This is a genomic window from Aliirhizobium smilacinae, assembly GCF_006335145.1.
GTDB classification, from domain to species: Bacteria; Pseudomonadota; Alphaproteobacteria; order Rhizobiales; family Rhizobiaceae; genus Neorhizobium; species Neorhizobium smilacinae.
Genome location: NZ_VDMN01000002.1, coordinates 475,558 through 494,310 on the forward strand (window position 1 = coordinate 475,558; position 18,753 = coordinate 494,310).

The 18,753-nt window shown below is 58.3% G+C and carries 16 protein-coding genes; 13 read left to right on the forward strand and 3 right to left on the reverse strand.

Annotated features, from left to right (window positions below; genetic code table 11):
* Positions 1 to 8 precede the first annotated feature (8 nt).
* Both FHP24_RS12995 and FHP24_RS13000 read left to right on the forward strand, forming a co-directional pair.
* Positions 9 to 1,061: an ABC transporter ATP-binding protein gene (locus FHP24_RS12995; protein WP_139676609.1), complete on the forward strand. Its 1,053-nt coding sequence runs from the start codon at positions 9 to 11 to the stop codon at positions 1,059 to 1,061.
* 20 nt (positions 1,062 to 1,081) lie between these two features.
* The gene (locus FHP24_RS13000; protein ID WP_139676610.1) at positions 1,082 to 2,350 is read left to right on the forward strand and encodes an MGH1-like glycoside hydrolase domain-containing protein; all 1,269 of its coding nucleotides are present in this window, start codon (positions 1,082 to 1,084) and stop codon (positions 2,348 to 2,350) included.
* 116 nt (positions 2,351 to 2,466) lie between these two features.
* On the opposite strand, the gene FHP24_RS13005 is transcribed toward FHP24_RS13000, so the two are convergent.
* A complete protein-coding gene (locus FHP24_RS13005) occupies positions 2,467 to 2,667 on the reverse strand; it encodes a hypothetical protein (protein WP_139676611.1) in 201 nt (66 codons plus the stop codon).
* Positions 2,668 to 3,126: 459 nt separating this feature from the next.
* Here FHP24_RS13005 and repA point away from each other — a divergent pair, with 459 nt between their 5' ends.
* From repA to repC, 3 genes are all read left to right on the forward strand, one after another.
* Complete coding sequence (gene repA / locus FHP24_RS13010; protein ID WP_139676612.1) at positions 3,127 to 4,323, forward strand: plasmid partitioning protein RepA; 1,197 nt, start codon at positions 3,127 to 3,129, stop codon at positions 4,321 to 4,323.
* A gap of 51 nt (positions 4,324 to 4,374) precedes the next feature.
* On the forward strand, positions 4,375 to 5,355 hold the full coding sequence (gene repB / locus FHP24_RS13015; RefSeq protein ID WP_139676613.1) for a plasmid partitioning protein RepB: 981 nt from the start codon (positions 4,375 to 4,377) through the stop codon (positions 5,353 to 5,355).
* A gap of 160 nt (positions 5,356 to 5,515) precedes the next feature.
* Positions 5,516 to 6,733, forward strand: coding sequence for a plasmid replication protein RepC (repC, locus tag FHP24_RS13020; RefSeq protein WP_139676614.1), 1,218 nt, complete (start codon positions 5,516 to 5,518; stop codon positions 6,731 to 6,733).
* 277 nt (positions 6,734 to 7,010) lie between these two features.
* Here the strand turns inward: repC and rhaI are convergent, their stop codons facing one another.
* On the reverse strand, positions 7,011 to 8,303 hold the full coding sequence (rhaI, locus tag FHP24_RS13025; RefSeq protein ID WP_139676615.1) for an L-rhamnose catabolism isomerase: 1,293 nt from the start codon (positions 8,301 to 8,303) through the stop codon (positions 7,011 to 7,013).
* 77 nt (positions 8,304 to 8,380) lie between these two features.
* Between rhaI and FHP24_RS13030 the strand changes: the two genes are divergently transcribed.
* Complete coding sequence (locus FHP24_RS13030; protein WP_139676616.1) at positions 8,381 to 8,539, forward strand: YqaE/Pmp3 family membrane protein; 159 nt, start codon at positions 8,381 to 8,383, stop codon at positions 8,537 to 8,539.
* A 48-nt stretch (positions 8,540 to 8,587) separates the two neighbouring features.
* Here the strand turns inward: FHP24_RS13030 and FHP24_RS13035 are convergent, their stop codons facing one another.
* Positions 8,588 to 10,684: a bifunctional rhamnulose-1-phosphate aldolase/short-chain dehydrogenase gene (locus tag FHP24_RS13035; RefSeq protein WP_139676617.1), complete on the reverse strand. Its 2,097-nt coding sequence runs from the start codon at positions 10,682 to 10,684 to the stop codon at positions 8,588 to 8,590.
* Positions 10,685 to 10,882: 198 nt separating this feature from the next.
* Here FHP24_RS13035 and FHP24_RS13040 point away from each other — a divergent pair, with 198 nt between their 5' ends.
* The 7 genes from FHP24_RS13040 (at position 10,883) to FHP24_RS13070 (ending at position 18,089) form a co-directional block, all read left to right on the forward strand.
* Positions 10,883 to 11,701, forward strand: a complete 819-nt coding sequence (locus FHP24_RS13040) for a DeoR/GlpR family DNA-binding transcription regulator (RefSeq protein WP_139676618.1) — start codon at positions 10,883 to 10,885, stop codon at positions 11,699 to 11,701.
* 54 nt (positions 11,702 to 11,755) lie between these two features.
* Positions 11,756 to 12,763: a rhamnose ABC transporter substrate-binding protein gene (rhaS, locus tag FHP24_RS13045; RefSeq protein ID WP_139676619.1), complete on the forward strand. Its 1,008-nt coding sequence runs from the start codon at positions 11,756 to 11,758 to the stop codon at positions 12,761 to 12,763.
* Between the two features lie 105 nt (positions 12,764 to 12,868).
* Complete coding sequence (locus FHP24_RS13050; RefSeq protein WP_139676969.1) at positions 12,869 to 14,395, forward strand: sugar ABC transporter ATP-binding protein; 1,527 nt, start codon at positions 12,869 to 12,871, stop codon at positions 14,393 to 14,395.
* 10 nt (positions 14,396 to 14,405) lie between these two features.
* Positions 14,406 to 15,395, forward strand: coding sequence for an ABC transporter permease (locus FHP24_RS13055; RefSeq protein WP_139676620.1), 990 nt, complete (start codon positions 14,406 to 14,408; stop codon positions 15,393 to 15,395).
* Complete coding sequence (locus FHP24_RS13060) at positions 15,392 to 16,405, forward strand: ABC transporter permease (RefSeq protein WP_139676621.1); 1,014 nt, start codon at positions 15,392 to 15,394, stop codon at positions 16,403 to 16,405. Before FHP24_RS13055 ends, FHP24_RS13060 begins: the two co-directional genes overlap by 4 nt.
* Entirely contained in the window at positions 16,402 to 16,722 is a 321-nt protein-coding gene (gene rhaM / locus FHP24_RS13065) for an L-rhamnose mutarotase (RefSeq protein WP_139676622.1), read from the forward strand. Before FHP24_RS13060 ends, rhaM begins: the two co-directional genes overlap by 4 nt.
* Positions 16,719 to 18,089 (forward strand): FGGY-family carbohydrate kinase, encoded by a 1,371-nt coding sequence (locus tag FHP24_RS13070; protein ID WP_139676623.1) that lies wholly within the window; start codon positions 16,719 to 16,721, stop codon positions 18,087 to 18,089. Before rhaM ends, FHP24_RS13070 begins: the two co-directional genes overlap by 4 nt.
* The last annotated feature ends 664 nt before the right edge of the window (positions 18,090 to 18,753 follow it).

An 18,753-nucleotide genomic window follows, 5' to 3' on the forward strand; every position in this document is an offset into this window, starting at 1 on the left:
ATAAACTCATGGCCAACATTGTCATCGACAACATCAAGAAGAGTTTTGGTGCCTTCCAGGCGCTCAAAGGCGTCTCGCTGACGATCAATGACGGCGAGTTCGTCTCGCTGCTCGGACCGTCGGGATGCGGCAAGACCACGCTTCTGCGCATCATCGCCGGCCTGGAAACATCGACGTCCGGTGACGTCCGCATCGGCGAAAAATCGGTCATCGGCCTGCTGCCGAAGGATCGCGGCCTTGCCATGGTGTTCCAGAACTACGCCGTCTTCCCGCATATGACGGTCTACGAAAACGTCGCCTTCGGCCTTCGCATGCAGAAGGCCGATGACGCACGCGTCAAGAAACAGGTCGAAAAGGCCGCCGGTCTTCTCCATATCGAACCCTATCTCGACCGTTATCCCAACAAGCTCTCCGGCGGCCAGCGCCAGCGTGTCGCCGTTGCCCGCGCGCTTGCGGTCGAACCCGGCGTGCTTCTGATGGACGAACCGCTTTCCAATCTCGATGCGCTGTTGCGTCTGGAAATGCGCACGGAACTGAAAACCGTGCTGCAGGAGGCCGGCACCACCACCATCTACGTCACCCACGACCAGACGGAAGCCATGGGACTGTCGGATCGGATCGCCGTCGTGCATGACGGCCGTATCGAACAGGTCGGAACGCCGGTCGAGGTCTATAACCACCCCGCCACACGCTTCGTCGGCGGCTTTATCGGCAATCCGCCGATGAATTTCATCACCATGCCGGTGACGGGCGGTCAGGTGACTGCCGGCGCGCAGCAGTTTGCGGTACCCGCCCAGGGTGGCGAGATCGTACTCGGCCTGCGTGGCGAAACCGTCGAGCGGGCACCGACCGGACAGGGACTGGACATGCAGGTCCGCGTCGCCGAACCGATGGGCTCGCATCTGCTTCTGACCGGCAGCATTCTCGGCCAGCCAGCCCGCGTCATCCTTCCCGCCACCGAAACCGTGAAAAACGGCGAGACCGTTGGCCTCACGCTCGATCCCAAGCGCCTGACATGGCTGTCGCCCGAAAGCGGCGTTTCCTATCCGGCAGCGGCCTAATACTTTTGGAGTTTTCGACAATGACCAAACATTTCGACGAGGCCTATCGCATCCTCGCCGCCAACGATCGCGGCGGTTATACCGTGCCGACCGATCGGCTTTATCCGTTCCAATGGAACTGGGATTCCGCCTTCGTCGCCATGGGTTTCGCCACCTTCGACATCGACCGCGCTTATCGCGAGCTTGAGCGGCTGACCGAAGGCCAGTGGGCCGATGGCATGATCCCGCATATCGTCTTCCACCAGCCTAGCGACACCTATTTCCCCGGTCCCGACGTCTGGCGCACGAGCCATACGATCCCGACTTCCGGCATCACCCAGCCACCGGTCTTCGGCATGGCGCTGCGCGCCGTCCACGAAGCAGCCGAAAAAGCTGGTACCAAGAATGCAAAGGCCCGCACCCTCGCCCTCTTCCAGGCCGGCCTGAAATGGCATCGCTGGTGGTACAAGGCCCGCGACCCAGACGGTACCGGCCTCGTCGCCCTGCTGCATCCGTGGGAAAGCGGCAGCGACAATTCTCCCGCCTGGGATATCGCCCTTGCCCGCGTCCCGACCACGACCGACACAGCCGTGGTGCGCAAGGATACCGGCCATGTCGATGCCGCCATGCGCCCGCGTGACGAGGATTACCGTCGGTTCATCCATCTAGTCGATACCTATGCCGCCTGTGGCTGGGATCCGGTCAAACAATGGGAAAAGACCCCGTTCAAGGTCGCCGAAGTCCAGACGACCGGCATCCTGCTCAAGGCCGGTGAAGACCTCGAACATATCGCGAAATCCCTGGGTCTCGAAGCCGAGGCACAGGAACTCGCAAACTATAATGATCTGACCCATAAGGCGCTTCTCGCTCAATGGCGTCCCGAACTATCGCGTTTCGTATCCCGCGATCTGATCTCCGGCGAGGATATCGAAGCACCGACGCAGGCCGGATTTATCCCCCTTCTCGGTCTAGATCTCGGCGGTGGCATGGTCGATGCCGCAGTGGCCGAAATGAAGCTCTGGTCGAACGACATGAAGGTCGCTTTTCCGACGACGAAACCCTTCGTCGAAAGCTGGGAACCGAAGCGCTACTGGCGCGGCCCGGCATGGGCGATCATCAACTGGCTGCTGATCGACGGCCTGAACCGCAACAGCCAGCCGGAAATGGCCGAGGCGCTGCGGCTCTCGACGGTCAATGCGATCGAAAAAGAAGGTTTTGCCGAATATTTCGACCCGACCACCGGCGAAGGCTGTGGCGGTCTCGGCTTTTCGTGGACGGCGGCGGCCTATCTCTGGCTGTCGAGAGACTGAACCGGCAGGCGACAGAGGACTTTGCGAGACGACCCCTCTCCTCTTCGCGTAGAAATCCGACAAATGAAAAGGGCGGCCCGAGAGCCGCCCTTTCTGATTCCCGATAACCGGCGCCTTCAGGCAGCCTTGCTTTCGCTGTCGAACTGGCCGCACCAGTCGTTGGCGGAAACCACAGGCCAGAAGCCGCGGGCATCAGCCGCCGGCTGAGTGACCGGCGGGTTGAAACGACAGAGACCAGCATCTGCCGGAGCCGAACCAGCGTTTACGACGTGATCTTCATAGAACGAGCAAACTTTGCAGGCTGTTTCTGTGGACATGGTAAGTCTCCTTCTTTGCAATGCCAGCCCTCAAAACCTGAGAACTGAACTCATAAATCTTAGAATGATTCTAAAAGAAGGAACGAGACTTGGCAACTGTCCAACGTCACGAGGAAAGCGGTTTTTGTCATTTTCGCCTGTGGCATTTGATCGCCGATCCGCAATCCGCCGGTACCGACTCACTCTGATTCTCTCGACACCGATTCTCCCTCGCAAGGGTCAGATCCGATGTTCCAGCCGCCTGCCATGTACCCGGCGAGTGACGCAGCAAGCGAAGGGCGAATCTTGAGAAAATCAGAAAAAATGTTATTTTTCATATAGATGGTATTATCTTCGCAGAATCTGATTCTCTTGGATTAAGACCCGATTCACCAGAAATTCCTTGTCACTTTCAGGGAATCGCAGATACTGGCGGCAGTTTCCCAGAAACATGAGTTTTGTCGCCAGAACGGTTCCAACATGAACGCGCATTCTAAACTGCCATCCTTCGAGTTCGACGAGAAGATCCTGCATCAGGGTGCAGAGATCTCGCGTCGCCTCGACCAGTTGCGGATGGAGAAGTTTCCCCCGAATGCGAAGAAAACACTGCGTCTGTTTTCCATGGCGGAAGTGGCGCATTATCTTGGCGTCAGCCCAAACAATCTGAAGCGCCTCCATCTCGAAGGCAAGGGGCCTATCCCGAAGACCTCGACCGGCGGCCGACGTCTTTATACCGGCGAGCAGATGCGCGAGCTGCGCTTTTTCCTCGACAAGACCGGCAAATCCGACGCCAAGAAATACGTTCCGCATCGCAAGCCCGGTGACAAGCTGCAGGTGCTTGCGGTCGTCAATTTCAAGGGCGGTTCCGGCAAGACGACGACGGCGGCCCATCTCGCCCAGCATCTGGCGCTGACCGGCCACCGCGTTCTCGCGATCGATCTCGATCCCCAGGCATCTTTGTCTGCCCTGCACGGTTTTCAGCCGGAGCTGGACAGGAACCCGTCGCTTTATGACGCGATCCGTTATGACGACGAGAAAAAGCCGATTGCCGATATCATCCAGCAAACGAATTTTCCGGATCTGGACATCATTCCGGCCAATCTGGAACTGCAGGAATACGAATACGACACGCCGCTCTCGATGCAGACTTCCATCGAGGGCAAGCGCTTCTTCACCCGTCTGGGCAAGGCGCTGCAGGATGTCGAGGGTCGTTACGACGTCGTCATCGTCGACTGCCCTCCGCAGCTCGGATACCTGACGCTGACGGCACTGACGGCCGCAACCTCGGTGCTGATTACCGTCCATCCGCAGATGCTCGATCTGATGTCGATGAGCCAGTTCCTGCTGATGCTCGGCAACATCACCAAGACGATCAAACGTGCCGGCGCCAATGTCCAGATGGACTGGCTGCGCTATCTCATCACTCGCTATGAGCCGACCGACATTCCGCAGGCGCAGATGCTTGGTTTCATGCACTCGATGCTGGCCGAGGAAATCCTCAAAAATCCGATGGTGAAGTCGACGGCGATTTCCGATGCCGGTCTCACTAAGCAGACACTCTATGAAGTCGAGCGCGCCAATTTCACCCGCGAAACCTATGACCGCGCCATAGACTGCATGGACAGCGTCAATTTCGAGATCCAGGGGCTCATCCACAGCGCCTGGGGGAGGATGTGATGCTGTTTAAGAACACCACCGGCGGCATAACGAGAATTGAGGAGAATTCTCATGGCGCGTAAAAACCCGTTTGCCAATCTGATGAACGACGACCGGCCGGATAGCGGCGTGGCGCCTGACTATACGGTCAAGGGCGCCTCGCGCTCGATCATCACGACGATCGACGAACTTGCCGAGCGTGCCGACAAGATGCTCGAAGGCGAAACCGTCGTCGAGCTTTCGCCGGAGGTCATCGAGGAATCCTTCATCCGCGACCGTCTGGAAGAGGACCCGCAGGATTTCGACGATCTCGTTTCGGCAATCCGCGAACACGGACAGACCAGCCCGATCCTTGTGCGTCCCCACCCGCGTCATGACAGCCGCTATATGGTGGTTTTCGGTCATCGCCGGCTGAAGGCCGCAGCCGTGCTCGGCCGCAATGTCCGCGCCGTGGTCAAGCCGATCTCCGACCGCGAACATGTCATTGCCCAGGGGCAGGAAAATTCCGCTCGCGCCGATCTCTCCTTCATCGAAAAGGCTACCTTTGCCCGTCGGCTTTCAGAGTTACATTACGACAATGACAGCACGATTGTGATGACCGCCTTATCTGTGGATAAGGCGACGCTGTCGAAGATGATGTCGGTGGCCAACATGCCCCGCGACATTCTGGAAGCGATCGGCGGCGCAAAGCTGCCCGGACGCGACCGCTGGTACGAACTAAAGCTGCTTCTGGAACGTCCGGCCAATCTCGCAACATTGCGCGAAGTTCTGGCCGCGACCGACCTTGCGGGCCTCAACGGCGATGCCCGTTTTGCCTTCGTTATCGACGCACTCACCCGCAAAAAAACTGCAGGTTATGCGAGATCCCCGAAGACGTCGAAATGGGTACCAAAGGACAAGAGCGTTGCGAAGGCCCTCTCGGCCGAGATTCGCAATGACGGCAAGAACTACACTTTGGCGCTGAAGGCCAGGGACGCCGTGGGGTTTGGCGAATTCATCGCCGACAGCCTCGACGATCTTTATGCCGAATACCGTCGATTGATGAAGGAATAGGAACCGACCAAAAGAAAAAAGCCCCCAAAACGTTTCCGTCGTGGAAGCTTCTCTCTGATTAAGCACCTGCAGAATCGCATTTCCACGAATCACAGTCAAGAGTTTTTGGCATCGTTTTGATGAGCGGACTTCTTTTGCCTGAAGAAAGGTGAAGTGGAAGATGCGAACTGGACTTGTGACGACGCCTTTCGGGCGGCGGCCGATGACGCTTGCCTTGGTAAAAGGCCAGCTTCAATCGTCCGACGACAGGATAGGGCGTCCCGTCGAGAAATGGAAAGTGTTTCGCGACATCTCCGAAGCGCGGCAGTTGCTTGGTCTTCATGACCGTGCGCTTGCCGTCCTCGACGCATTGCTGACCTTCTATCCGAGCAACGAACTGACGGCCGGCGCCAAGCTTGTCGTCTTTCCGTCGAATGCGCAGCTTTCGGTTCGCGCCCATGGCATTGCCGGTACGACCTTGCGTCGCCATCTCGCCGCCCTGGTCGAAGCCGGTCTCATCCATCGCCGCGATAGCCCCAACGGCAAACGGTATGCCCATCGCGGCATCGGTGGCCAGATCGACGACGCTTACGGCTTCAGCCTTGAGCCGCTGCTTTTGCGTGCCGGTGAACTCGCCGGTCTTGCACAACAGGTCGCTGCCGAGAAGATCCGCTTCAAGCGTGCCAAGGAAGCCTTGACCCTTTGCCGTCGCGACATCCGCAAGCTCCTCACCGCAGCAGTGGAAGAAGGTGCTGATGGTGACTGGTGCATGATGGAAGACCTCTATCACGCGCTGATTGCCCGCCTGCCCCGTTCACCCAATCGGAAAATCGTCGAAACCATACTCGTCGAAATGGGCAATTTGCGTGAGCAGATCGTCAATTGTTTGGAAATGCAGATAAAAACTGAAAAAACAGACACCAATGACATCCAGAATGGATGCCACATACAGAATTCAGATCCTGAATCCATCTATGAACTTGAACCGCGCTTTGAGAAAGAGCTGGGGGCAAAAGTCGAGCCAACCAAAATCACCCAGCGCGAAACGCCGAAAGCTTTTCCGCTCGGTCTGGTGTTACGAGCCTGCCCGCAGATACTGGATTATGCCAGTGGTGGGGGAATTGGCCATTGGCGCGACTTCATCGGAACGGCAATCCTGGTTCGGTCCGTGCTCGGCGTCAGCCCATCGGCCTATCAGCAAGCCTGCGAAGTCATGGGACCTGAAAATGCCGCTGTGGCAGTTGCCTGCATTCTCGAGCGTGCGGGACATATCAACTCGCCCGGCGGTTATCTTCGGGATCTGACCACAAAGGCAGAGCGGGGCGAATTCTCGCTTGGAAGAATGCTGATGGCGCTGGTGCGTGCCAATGCAGGAGAGACGACAATGCAGGCCGGATAATCAGCAGGACCTGCTGTTGACGGCAGTCAAAACATCGATTTTATTCAAATATTTCCGCTAGATAGCTGAAGTATGGGGTTTTGCTGACTTCTGATTTCGTCAGGGATGGAAAACGCATCGGCAAAAGCGGAAATCAATGGGCACGAGCATAGGCCATGCCTGAGATTGTGCGACGGAAACAAAAAGCACACTGCTTATGTTGCTTATCGACGCAAAACGGCAGTTCCGGAAAGTATGTCGAGGGCCATGAGAGCGACCCTTAACATGTCTTGAAGGATCAGATAATTCCGCCGCTGCCACCAGTTACGGCCGGGCGTTCCCCGGCAACCTTCTGCCGATAACCGCTCTTGCGATAGGCGGCAATCGGATCGATTGCACCACCAGCACGGCGACGGGCTTCGGCAAGGATCGGCTCGACATCGGTACGGTAGGCGCGCTTGAGTGTGTCGGTTGCCATCAGGGCGTCGTTATCGTCCTGAAAACCGTCAAGCGCTTTCCGATCGACGATCAGCGCCTGGGCATAGGCGCGACGAATTTCGTTGGCGCTGGAGATCAGGCTCTCGATCGGGTCGGTGACGTTATGCGATTGGTCGATCATATGGGCCGGATGGAACTCCGATTTCCCGCGGTTGTCGGCATCGACCAGTTCGTTAAAGACGAGGAAGAGGCGGTAGGGATCGATCGATCCGGCATCGAGGTCGTCGTCACCATATTTGGAATCGTTGAAGTGGAAGCCGCCGAGTTTTCCGAACTGGATCAGCCGGGCCACGATCATTTCGATGTTGGTATTGGGTGCGTGGTGGCCGAGATCGACGAGGCAGAAAGCCTTGTCACCCAAAGTCTGGGCGATCAGGAGGTTGCTGCCCCAGTCCTGCACGACGGTGGAATAGAAGGCCGGCTCGTACATCTTGTGTTCGGAAAACAGCCGCCAGTCGTCCGGCAAGGCCTTGTAGATATCCGCCATTGACGAAAGATAGCGTTCGAACTGGCGAGTGAAATTGCTTTGGCCGGGGAAATTGGAGCCGTCGCCGATCCAGACCGTCAGGGCCTTGGAGCCGATGGCATTGCCGATATCGATACATTCGATGTTGTGCTCGACCGCCTGTGCGCGGGTCGCCGCATCGGTGTGGCTCAGCGAACCATATTTATAGGAATGCGCCTGGCCGGGTGCATCGGAAAAGGTGTTGGAGTTCATCGCGTCGAAGCCAAGGCCGAGCGCATCCCCTCTGGCCTTCAGGTCCTTCGGGTCGGTCTTGTCCCACGGGATATGCAACGATACGGTCGGTGTTGCTCGGGTCAACTCATTGATAACCGAGCAGTCTTCCAACTTGTCGAATATGCCGCGCGGCTCGCCCTGCCCTGGAAAACGGGCAAAACGCGTGCCGCCGGTCCCGACACCCCAGGATGGGACGGCGACAAAAAATTCCGAGACCTTTTTTGTGATAGCTTCGATATCCACGCCACGACGGGACAGATTTTCGCCGAGCGCGGCATAGTCGGAATTGAGCGCTACCTCGTTGTTTTTGTTGTGTTCGCCGATCACTTCGGGCGAAATCATCGCATCCGTCATTATTTCCTCCTCCGCTAAGCGAACGAACCGCCGCTTCCTGCGTTGTTACGTGCTGTTCTTTTCAAGACGAGGTTTTTATGGACGTCATTCGCATCCTTCTCGCCATCATCCTGCCGCCTGTCGGCGTGTTTCTTCAGGTCGGTATCGGCCTGCAGTTCTGGCTGAATATCCTGCTGACACTCTGCGGCTATATTCCCGGGATCATCCACGCAATCTGGGTCATTCTCCGCAAGTAATGGAAATCAGCCACCGGGGTCGTAAGCCCCGGTGGCTGGAAAATATCGTCAGCGCGTAAAACTCTGGGCGTTGCCGGCATCGACATTGATGATGTTGCCGGTCGATTTTGCCGAGAGGTCGGAGGCGAGGAAGTAGATCGCCTCCGCAATGTCTTCCGGGAAGACGTTGAGCTTCAGCATCGAACGCTTGCGGTAATGTTCCTCCAGCTCGCTCACGTCGATCTTGGAAGACGTTGCCCGCTGTTCGCGCCATTCGCCGCTCCAGATTTTAGAGCCGCGAAGTACTGCATCCGGATTGACCGTGTTGACGCGGATACCGGCATCTGCCCCTTCCAGGGCAAGGCAACGGGCGAGATGGATCTCGGCGGCCTTTGCCGTGCAATAGGCCGAAGCGTTGGGTGACGACGCAAGTCCGTTCTTGGAAGCGACGAAAACGACATTGCCGCCGATCTTCTGGCGTCGGAACAGGCGGAAGGCTTCTCGGGAGACGAGGAAATAGCCGGTGGCGAGAATGTCGATATTCTTGTTCCACATGGCAAGCGTGGTGTCTTCCACCGGAGCCGAAGAGGCGATACCAGCATTAGACACGAGAATATCGACGCCGCCGAATTCTATGGACGCTTCGACAAAGGCGTGTGCGACCGCATCTTCCGCGGTGACATCCAGCTTCACGGCACGTACCGCATCAGCGCCAAAACGCTTGGCGAAATCGCCATGGGCTTCATCGAGAGCGTTCTGATCGATGTCAGCCAGAACCACGCAGGCCCCCTCGCCGATCAGGCGGGTTGCGGTGGCGCGACCGATGCCGCCGGCGCCGCCGGTGACGAAGGCCACCTGGCCGGCAAGGCTTTTAGGCTTCGGCATGCGCTGCAGCTTTGCTTCTTCCAGCAGCCAGTATTCAATATCGAAGGCTTCCTGTGCCGGCAGGCCCTGATATTCCGAGACGGTCGAAGCACCGCGCATGACGTTGATGGCGTTGACATAAAACTCGCCGGCGATGCGGGCGGTTGCCTTGTCCTTGGCGAAGGAGAGCATGCCGACGCCGGGAACCAGGAAGATGACCGGGTTGGGGTCACGCATCTTTGGCGAGTTGTCGTGTTTGCAGGTCTCGTAATAACGGCTGTAATCGGCCCGGTAATCTTCCAGCGCCTTGTCCAGACCGGCAACCACGGCATCCGCATCCGGTTTGGCTGGATCGAAATCGACGATCAGCGGGCGGATTTTGGTGCGAAGAAAATGGTCGGGGCAGGAGGTGCCGAGTGCACCGAGCGGTGCAAGGTTCTTCGAGTTGACGAATTCGAGCACGGCATCCTGATCGTCGAAATGGCCGAGCTTACGTTCCGCCTTGCCGATACGGCCACGGATTTCCGGCATCAGTTTCGCGGCAATGGCGCGGCGTTCTTCAGCGCCGAGGCTTTTTGTAACGGCGCCGCCGAAGATCGTCTTGCCTTCGGTTTCCCTGGCAAACCACTCGATCGCCTTGTTGATGATCTCGAGCGTCAGCAGATAGCAATCCTTGGCGTCTTCGGCCCAGGTGAACAGGCCGTGGCTTTCGAGAACCACACCCTTGGCGGTCGGATTGGCTTTCACGAAGGCTTCAAGATCCAGTCCGAGCTGGAAACCGGGGCGGCGCCAGGGCAGCCAGCCTATATCGCTGCCGAAGATTTTCTGGGTGAGTTCGCGGGAATTCTTCGAAGCGGCGATGGCGATGATCGCATCCGGATGCATGTGGTCCACATGCGTGAAAGGAACGAAGCCATGCAGCGGCGTATCGATGGAAGCGGCGCGCGGATTGAGGTTGAAGGTGCAATGGGGCAGGAAGCCGACCATGCGGTCTTCGTCTTCTACACCCTTATAAATACCCTTAAGCGCTTCCAGCTTGTCCATGTAGAGGGTGGAGAAACCATCGAGCTTGATGGTGCCGACATCGCCGCCGGAACCCTTGACCCACATGACCTTGACCTTTTGGCCGGTCAGCGGATCGGTTTCCATCACCTTGGCGGACGTGTTGCCGCCGCCGTAATTGGTGATGCGCTTGTCGCTGCCCAGAAGATTGGAGCGATAAAGCAGCTTGCCCGGTTCATCCAGCTTGGCAGCGTAAGCATCATCCCAGCGGTTATCGAGAAGGCGGATTTGGCCCGACATGTCGTCCTCCCTGACGGTATTTTGTCACGGCGCTGGTCCTCCTGCGCCGTTCGTGCGACAGGATATCGCGCGATGTTTCGTCGCTTGTCAATCGTAATTGATCAAATTCAATCATGTTGCGCTGCGGTAAAATCAAACTTGATCGTTTATGATTGACAACTTTTAGAAACTGATAATAGTTGGCGTTAGGAGGAGACCATGCACGAACGCGAACGACATCGCATAATCTTGAGCGCGATCCAGGAAAAGCCTGTGATCACGGTGCAGGATATTGCCGATTTGACGGATGCGTCCGAGGCGACGATCCGCCGTGATATCGCGTCTCTGCATGTTCAAGGCAAGCTGCGCCGGGTGCGCGGCGGGGCGGAGGCGATGCATCCGCCGCAGATCGGTCAGCTGGCGGCGCGCTCGTTCCGCGTGTCGGAATCGGTCAATATCGATAAGAAACGCTCAATTGCACACCAGGCCGTCGATCTTTGCGACGAAGGTGAATCGATCATCATCAATGGTGGAACGACGACGTTCCAGATGGTGCATTACATGGCTGCGCGGCGCATGCAGGTGATGACCAATTCGTTTGCGATCGCCGAGCATCTGGTCAAGCATTCGAAGAACAATGTGACCGTGCCGGGCGGCACGATCTATCGCGAACAGAGCCTGATCCTGTCGCCCTTCGACAATGACGCGATCCGCAATTTTTATGCCCGCCGCATCTTTATCGGCGCGCAAGGGATCGGTCCGCTCGGGATCATGGAGCCGGATGCGCTAGTGATCCAGAGCGAGCAGAAGCTGATGAGCCAGGCCGAGGAGTTGGTTGTTCTGGTCGATTCATCGAAATTCCAGCGGCGGTCGAGCATGATCCTGTGTCCGCTAGAGCGCGTCACCACGATCGTTACCGATGATGGCATTTCGGAGGATGCGAAACGCATGGTGGAGGATGCCGGGGTCCGGTTGATCATCGCCGGTGTCGGAAACGTTTCGCAGACAGGTGAGGAAGATACCCCATCGGTCGCATAGTGCGCCCGGCGGGAGGAAATGGACATAAGTTCAATCTTTGGGAGGAGAATTGGCATGAAACTTTCTTCGAAACTGGCGAAGAAGCTCGCACTCGGCGCGGCATTGGCCGTCGTCATGATGTCGTCGGCGGCAAGTGCCGCAGACATGAAGATCGCCCTGGTGGTGAAATCGCTCGGCAACGGCTTCTTCGAAGCCGCCAACAAGGGCGCGCAGGAAGCCGCCAAGGAACTCGGCGGCGTCGAGATCATCTATACCGGCCCGACCTCGACGACGGCGGAAGGCCAGATCGAAGTGATCAACTCGCTGATCGCTCAAGGGGTCGATGCGATCGCCATTTCCGCCAACGACCCGGATGCGGTCGTGCCGGCACTGAAAAAGGCGGCGCAGCGCGGTATCAAGGTGATCTCCTGGGATAGTGGCGTAGCACCCGAAGGCCGTATCCTGCAGCTCAACCCGTCTTCCAGCGAGCTGATCGGCAAGATGTGCCTGCAGCTGGCAGCCGACCATCTTGAAGGCGGCAAGGGTGATTTCGCCATTCTGTCTGCTACCACCACCTCGACTAACCAGAATATCTGGATCGGCGAGATGAAGAAGCAGCTGAAGGATTTTGCCGGCCTCAACCTCGTCACCACGGTTTACGGCGACGACCTTGCCGACAAGTCCTATCGTGAAGCGCAGGGTCTTCTGACCTCGCAGCCGAACGTCAAGGTCATCGTCGCACCGACCACGGTCGGCGTGCTGGCGGCGTCGCAGGCGGTCAAGGATGCGGGCAAGATCGGCCAGGTCTATGTGACCGGCCTTGGCCTTCCTTCCGAAATGGCGGGCGCCATCAAGTCCGGTGCCACCAAGGAATTCGCCATCTGGAACCCGATCGATCTCGGTTATTCCGCCGCCCAGATCTCCTATCATCTTGTAAAGGGTGATGCCGACGGCAAGCCGGGTTCGGAGATCACGGCCGGCCGTATGGGCAAGATCAAGATCGGCGACAATGGCGAGGCCGCCATGGCTGATCCGTTCATCTACGACGCCAAGAATATCGACGAGTTCTCGAAGATCTTCTGATCCCTCCCGGGACTTCAAGGTCCGGCGCCGCCAGGTTTATGGCGCCGGACCGGCGATGATTTCCAAATGGCAGATATGATGATGACCGCAGTTGAACGGACGGGCATGGAGATGGCGCCTATTCAGGATTCGAGAGCCGCCGAGCGGATGACCATCCTGGAAATGCGCGGCATTTCGCAGATTTTTCCGGGTGTTAAGGCGCTTGACGGCGTCAATATTTCGCTTCATCCCGGTGAAGTGACGGCCCTGATCGGCGAAAACGGTGCCGGCAAGTCGACGCTGGTGAAAATCCTTACCGGTATCTATCTGCCGAGCGACGGCGCGATTTTTATCGACGGCAAGCCCGTCAGTTTTTCAAGCGCGCAGGATGCAGTGGATGCGGGCGTGACCGCGATCCATCAGGAAACCGTGCTGTTCGACGAACTGTCGGTGGCGGAAAACATATTTCTCGGTCATGCGCCGCGCACCCGTTTCGGGCTGATCGACTGGAAGACCATGAATGCCCGCGCCGGCGAATTGCTACATGTGCTGGAAAGTGAGATCGATCCGACCATCCGGCTAAAAGATCTTTCGATTGCGCAGCGGCATCTCGTAGCCATCGCCCGCGCACTGTCGGTCGAAGCGCGGATCGTCATCATGGACGAGCCGACGGCCGCCCTCTCCCGCAAGGAGATCGACGATCTGTTTCGCATCGTCGAGGGGCTGAAAAGGCAGGGCAAGGCAATCCTGTTCATCAGCCATAAGTTCGATGAGGTGTACGAGATCGCCGAGAATTTTGTGGTGTTTCGCGACGGCCGCGCTGTGGGAAGCGGACGGCTGGCGGAGACACCGCAGGATGCGATTGTGCGGATGATGGTGGGCCGCGATGTCTCCAACATCTTTCCCAAGGTGGAGGTGGCGATCGGTGAGACCGTGCTGTCGGTCGAGAATTATTGTCACCCGACGGAATATCGCGACATCTCGTTTGAGCTGAAGCGCGGCGAGATTCTGGGCGTTTATGGGCTGGTCGGTGCTGGCCGCTCGGAAATCTGCCAGGCATTGTTCGGCGTGACGCTGCCGTCTTCGGGCCGGCTTGTGCTGGAAGGTGAGACAGTTTCCATCCGTTCGCCGCGTGACGCGATTGCGGCGGGCATCGTTTATGTGCCGGAGGAGCGTGGCCGCCATGGGCTGGCGCTGCCCATGCCGATTTTTCAGAACATGTCGCTGCCGTCATTGGCGCGCACCTCGCGGTCCGGTTTTCTGAAGGCGGCTAATGAACTGGCACTGGCACGAAAATATGCCGAGCGGCTGGATCTGCGTGCGGCTGCGCTTTCCGTACCTGTCGGTACGCTTTCCGGTGGCAACCAGCAGAAGGTGGTGATCGGCAAGTGGCTGGCGACGCTGCCGAAGGTGATCATTCTCGACGAGCCGACCAAGGGGATCGATATCGGCTCCAAGGCGGCGGTGCATGGCTTTATCAGCGAACTTGCCGCCGAAGGCCTGTCGATCATCATGGTCTCTTCCGAACTACCGGAAATTCTCGGCGTGTCGGACCGGGTTCTGGTGATGCGCGAAGGTCTGTCTGCCGGGATATTCGATCGCTCGCGCTTAAGCGCCGAGACGCTGGTGCGCGCTGCCACCGGTAATGCGTGAGGAAGCCGTGATGAAGAAACTCTTGAAACACCGCGAACTGCTTCTGGTCGGCATTATCGCCATCATGGTGGCGGGGTTTGCCACCCGTGCGCCCGGTTTTGCCACGCCCGGAAATCTCGCCAATATTTTTAACGACACCTCGATCTTGATCATTCTGGCGCTTGGCCAGATGACGGTGATCCTGACCAAGTCGATCGATCTTTCGGTTGCCGCCAATCTCGCCTTTACCGGCATGGCGGTGGCGATGATGGATGCGACCTATCCAGGCATGCCGCTGGCGCTGCTGGTCATTCTGGCTGTCGGCATCGGCGCCGTGCTCGGGGCGATCAATGGTACGCTTGTCTGGTGGTTGAGGATTCCGCCGATCGTCGTGACGCTCGGCACGCTCACCATCTATCGCGGCATGGCTTTCGTCCTGTCCGGCGGCGCCTGGGTCAATTCACACCAGATGACGCCTGGGTTCCTGAACTTCCCTCGCCTGCCCGTCCTGGGGATGCCGCTTCTGTCCTGGATGGCGATTGGCATCGTGCTTCTGATGTGGGTGGTGCTGACGCGAACCCAGTTCGGGCGCGCGACTTATGCTTCCGGTGGTAACCCGACGGCTGCGGTTTATGCCGGTATCGATACCGGCCGGACCAAGTTTCTGGCTTTCACCCTTTCTGGTGCGCTTGCAGGACTTGCCGGTTATCTCTGGGTGTCGCGTTATGCGGTCGCCTATGTCGATGTCGCCGCCGGTTTCGAACTCGATACGGTGGCAGCCTGTGTGATCGGCGGCATTTCCATCGCAGGCGGGATCGGCTCCGTCGCCGGTGCCGTGCTCGGGGCGCTGTTCCTCGGCGTCATCAAGAACGCGCTGCCGGTCATCGGCATTTCGCCTTTCGCGCAGATGGCGATTTCCGGCATCGTTATCGTGCTTGCCGTCGTCTTCAACGCCCGTGCCGAACGCAGGGCCGGGCGCATCATCCTGCGCGATCGTGGCGCCAAGGAGGTTTCCGCATGAGCGACATCGTGACTGAAACCAGAACCCGTTCCGCCATTCCCGACCGGCTTGGCACGCCGGTGAGCCGTCTGCTCGGTAGCTGGGAGGTGCTTCTGTTCGGCGTGGCAATCGCAATCTTCATCGCCAATTCCTTCGCCTCACCCTACTTCCTCAATGCTTGGAACCTGTCGGACGCAACGTTCAATTTCACCGAAAAGGCGATGATCGCCTTTGCCATGGCGATGCTGATCATTGTCGGGGAGATCGACCTTTCGGTTGCGGCGATCATTGCGCTCGCTTCCACTGCCATGGGGGCGGCGGCCCAGATGGGGATCGGGACGCCCGGTCTGGTGGCGATCGGCCTTGCTGTCGGGCTTGTCTGCGGGGCGATCAACGGGACGTTGGTTTCGGTGCTGAAACTGCCCTCGATCGTTGTCACCATCGGTACGATGAGCCTGTTTCGCGGCATTTCCTATATCACTCTCGGCGACAAGGCCTACGGCAAGTATCCGGCCGATTTCGCCTACTTCGGGCAGGGTTATGTCGTCTGGGTCTTCTCGTTCGAATTCGTGCTGTTCATCGCGCTGGCCGTCATCTTCGGCATCATCCTGCATGCCACCAATTTCGGCCGGCAGGTCTATGTTATCGGCAATAACGAGTTTGCTGCACGCTTCTCCGGCATTCCGGTCGAGCGGGTGAAATTCAAGCTTTTCCTGCTGACCGGTCTGATGTCCGGCATTGCCGCCGTCTGCCTCACCTCGCGGCTCGGCTCTACCCGACCCTCGATCGCTCAAGGGTGGGAGCTGGAGGTCGTCACCATGGTGGTTCTCGGCGGCGTCTCCATTCTTGGGGGCGCGGGCACGATTGCCGGCGTTGTTATCGCGGCCTTCGTCATGGGGCTCGTTACCTTCGGGCTTGGGCTTCTCAACGTGCCGGGCATCGTCATGTCGATCTTTGTCGGCCTGCTTCTGATCATCACCATCGCGCTGCCCATCGTGGTGCGCCGCATCAAGTTCATGAGCACGAAATGATTTTGGAAAAATACGCATTCAAGATGAAACTGAACCCCGGCATGGAGGCGGAATATCGCAAGCGCCATGATGAGATCTGGCCGGAACTGAGTGCGCTTTTGCGCGAAGCGGGGGTGCGGGATTATTCCATCCATCTCGACCGCGAGACCAACACGCTCTTCGGCGTGTTGTCCCGCCCGGTGGATCACTCGATGGCGAGCCTGCCTGAACACCTGGTGATGAAGCGGTGGTGGGCGCATATGGCCGATATTATGGAAACCAATCCGGACAATTCGCCGGTTCAAAGCGATCTGGTCACGGTGTTCCATCTGCCATGAGCAATTTCGAACGGATCGCCGTCCTCGATATCGGCAAGACCAATGCGAAAGTCGTGATTTTCGATGCCGCAAGTGGCGCGGAGATCGAGACGCGGCGCATGCCCAACCGGGTTCTGTCAGGGCCGCCCTACCCCCATTACGACGTCGAAGCGCTCTGGTCTTTTTTGATCGAGAGCCTTGCCGCCTTTGCCACGCAGCCCGGTTTCGATGCCATCTCGATCACCACGCATGGCGCCGCCGCCGCACTGATCGATGCCGATGGGCAACTGGCATTGCCGGTGCTGGATTACGAGCATCTGTATCCCGAGGAGATCCAGCGGGCCTATGACGCGGTGCGTCCGGGGTTTGCCGAGACATTTTCCCCTCGCCTGTCCGGCGGGCTTAATCTCGGTGCGCAGATCCACTACCAGAAGACAGCGTTTCCCGAAGAGTTTTCGCGAGTGCGGACGATCCTGACCTATCCGCAATATTGGGCTTACAAACTGAGCGGTATCGCGGCCAACGAGGTGACGTCGCTCGGTTGCCATACGGATCTCTGGAGGCCGGATGAGGGAGCCTATTCCGCGCTCGTTGATGTGCTGGGGGTGCGTGAGCCGATGGCTCCGGTGCATTCGGCCTTTGATCGCGTCGGGTCCGTTTTGCCTGAAATTGCTTCAGAGATTTCGCTGTCCCGGCCTGTCCCGGTCTTTTGCGGTATCCATGATTCCAACGCTTCCCTTTTGCCGTATCTCGCCGGACGGGAGGCTCCATTTGCCGTCGTCTCGACGGGGACATGGGTGATCAATTTCGCTGTTGGCGGGGATATCGATCGGCTGGACAAGGCACGCGATACGCTGGCGAATGTCGATGCCTATGGACGTATCGTGCCGTCGGCCCGCTTTATGGGCGGGCGTGAGTTCGAAGTGCTGACGGGGGAATTGGGTGTTCTGGACCAGGAGCGGGCGAGGGCCGCTTTGCCAGGTGTGTTCGAAAAGCGGCTGATGCTGTTGCCGAATATCGTACCGGGGTCGGGTCCGTTCCCGGGGCGGCAGAGGGAATGGGCGAACGACGAAGGCGTCTCGGCTGACGAGCGGTGGGCAGCGGCCTGCCTGTATTTCGCGCTGATGACGGAGACCTGCCTTGGTCTTGCGGGTGCAAAAGGCATGATCCTCGTTGAAGGACCTTTTGCGCTTAATCCGCTTTATCTGAGCTTGTTGTCCGGTCTGACGGAGCGGGATGTCGTGGCGGTTCCGGGATCGACGGGGACGAGCCAAGGGGCGGCTTTGCTGGCCGGCGTGGAGCCTGCCGCGCGCAAGGGTGCGACAGCCGTTGCCATCGATCATCACAGTTTAGCGGAATATCGGGCTGATTGGCTTGGTCGCACCTGACAGCTAAGCGGATGTTTCGATGCCGGCAATCGAGCGGCCATCCTTTGGCGGCGAGCGCTATTCTCCGAGACAGCTTGAGCGTTGACAGCTGTCAACAGCTACGCAACAGCCTGATCCCCGTGTGATGGACGGGATGTCTCTAGCTGTGACCGCGAGTTGGTCTCGGCCAGGGCGCTTGTAGCAGATGCGGCTGCATGGTTCTTCGGCGAGGAGAGGGAGGGGCGCTTCGGCCGATACGACATGTGGACCTTGGAGCGGAGTTCGAGCGATAGGCTTGTTCTCGCATGGAAGCGTGAAGCTGTTGACAGCTGTCAACAGCTCCTTCGGGTCCTGAAACGATCGACCCGTGATAACCGCGTTTGCTAGTTTCCAGGGGCCTCTTCGAGGACTATAATACGAATCACGAAATCCCCCTCAGCCTGATCTTTTTCACCGATTATGGTTAACTATGCGGTAGCGAAACTAAACCGCTACTTAAGTTTCTTTTCCGTCTTCGTGCCTAGTTTTTTCAATGAATTAACCCAGGCCTGTTTTTGAGTGAGCGTGACCTTTTCAGGTCGGCGAGACGTTCATCCCGATTGTCAGGCTACGAAACGGCCAACCGCGGGCAGCCCGCGTTTCCCGGACGCCTCAAGAAATCTGCCAGAACAGTCTGCAGGCTTCA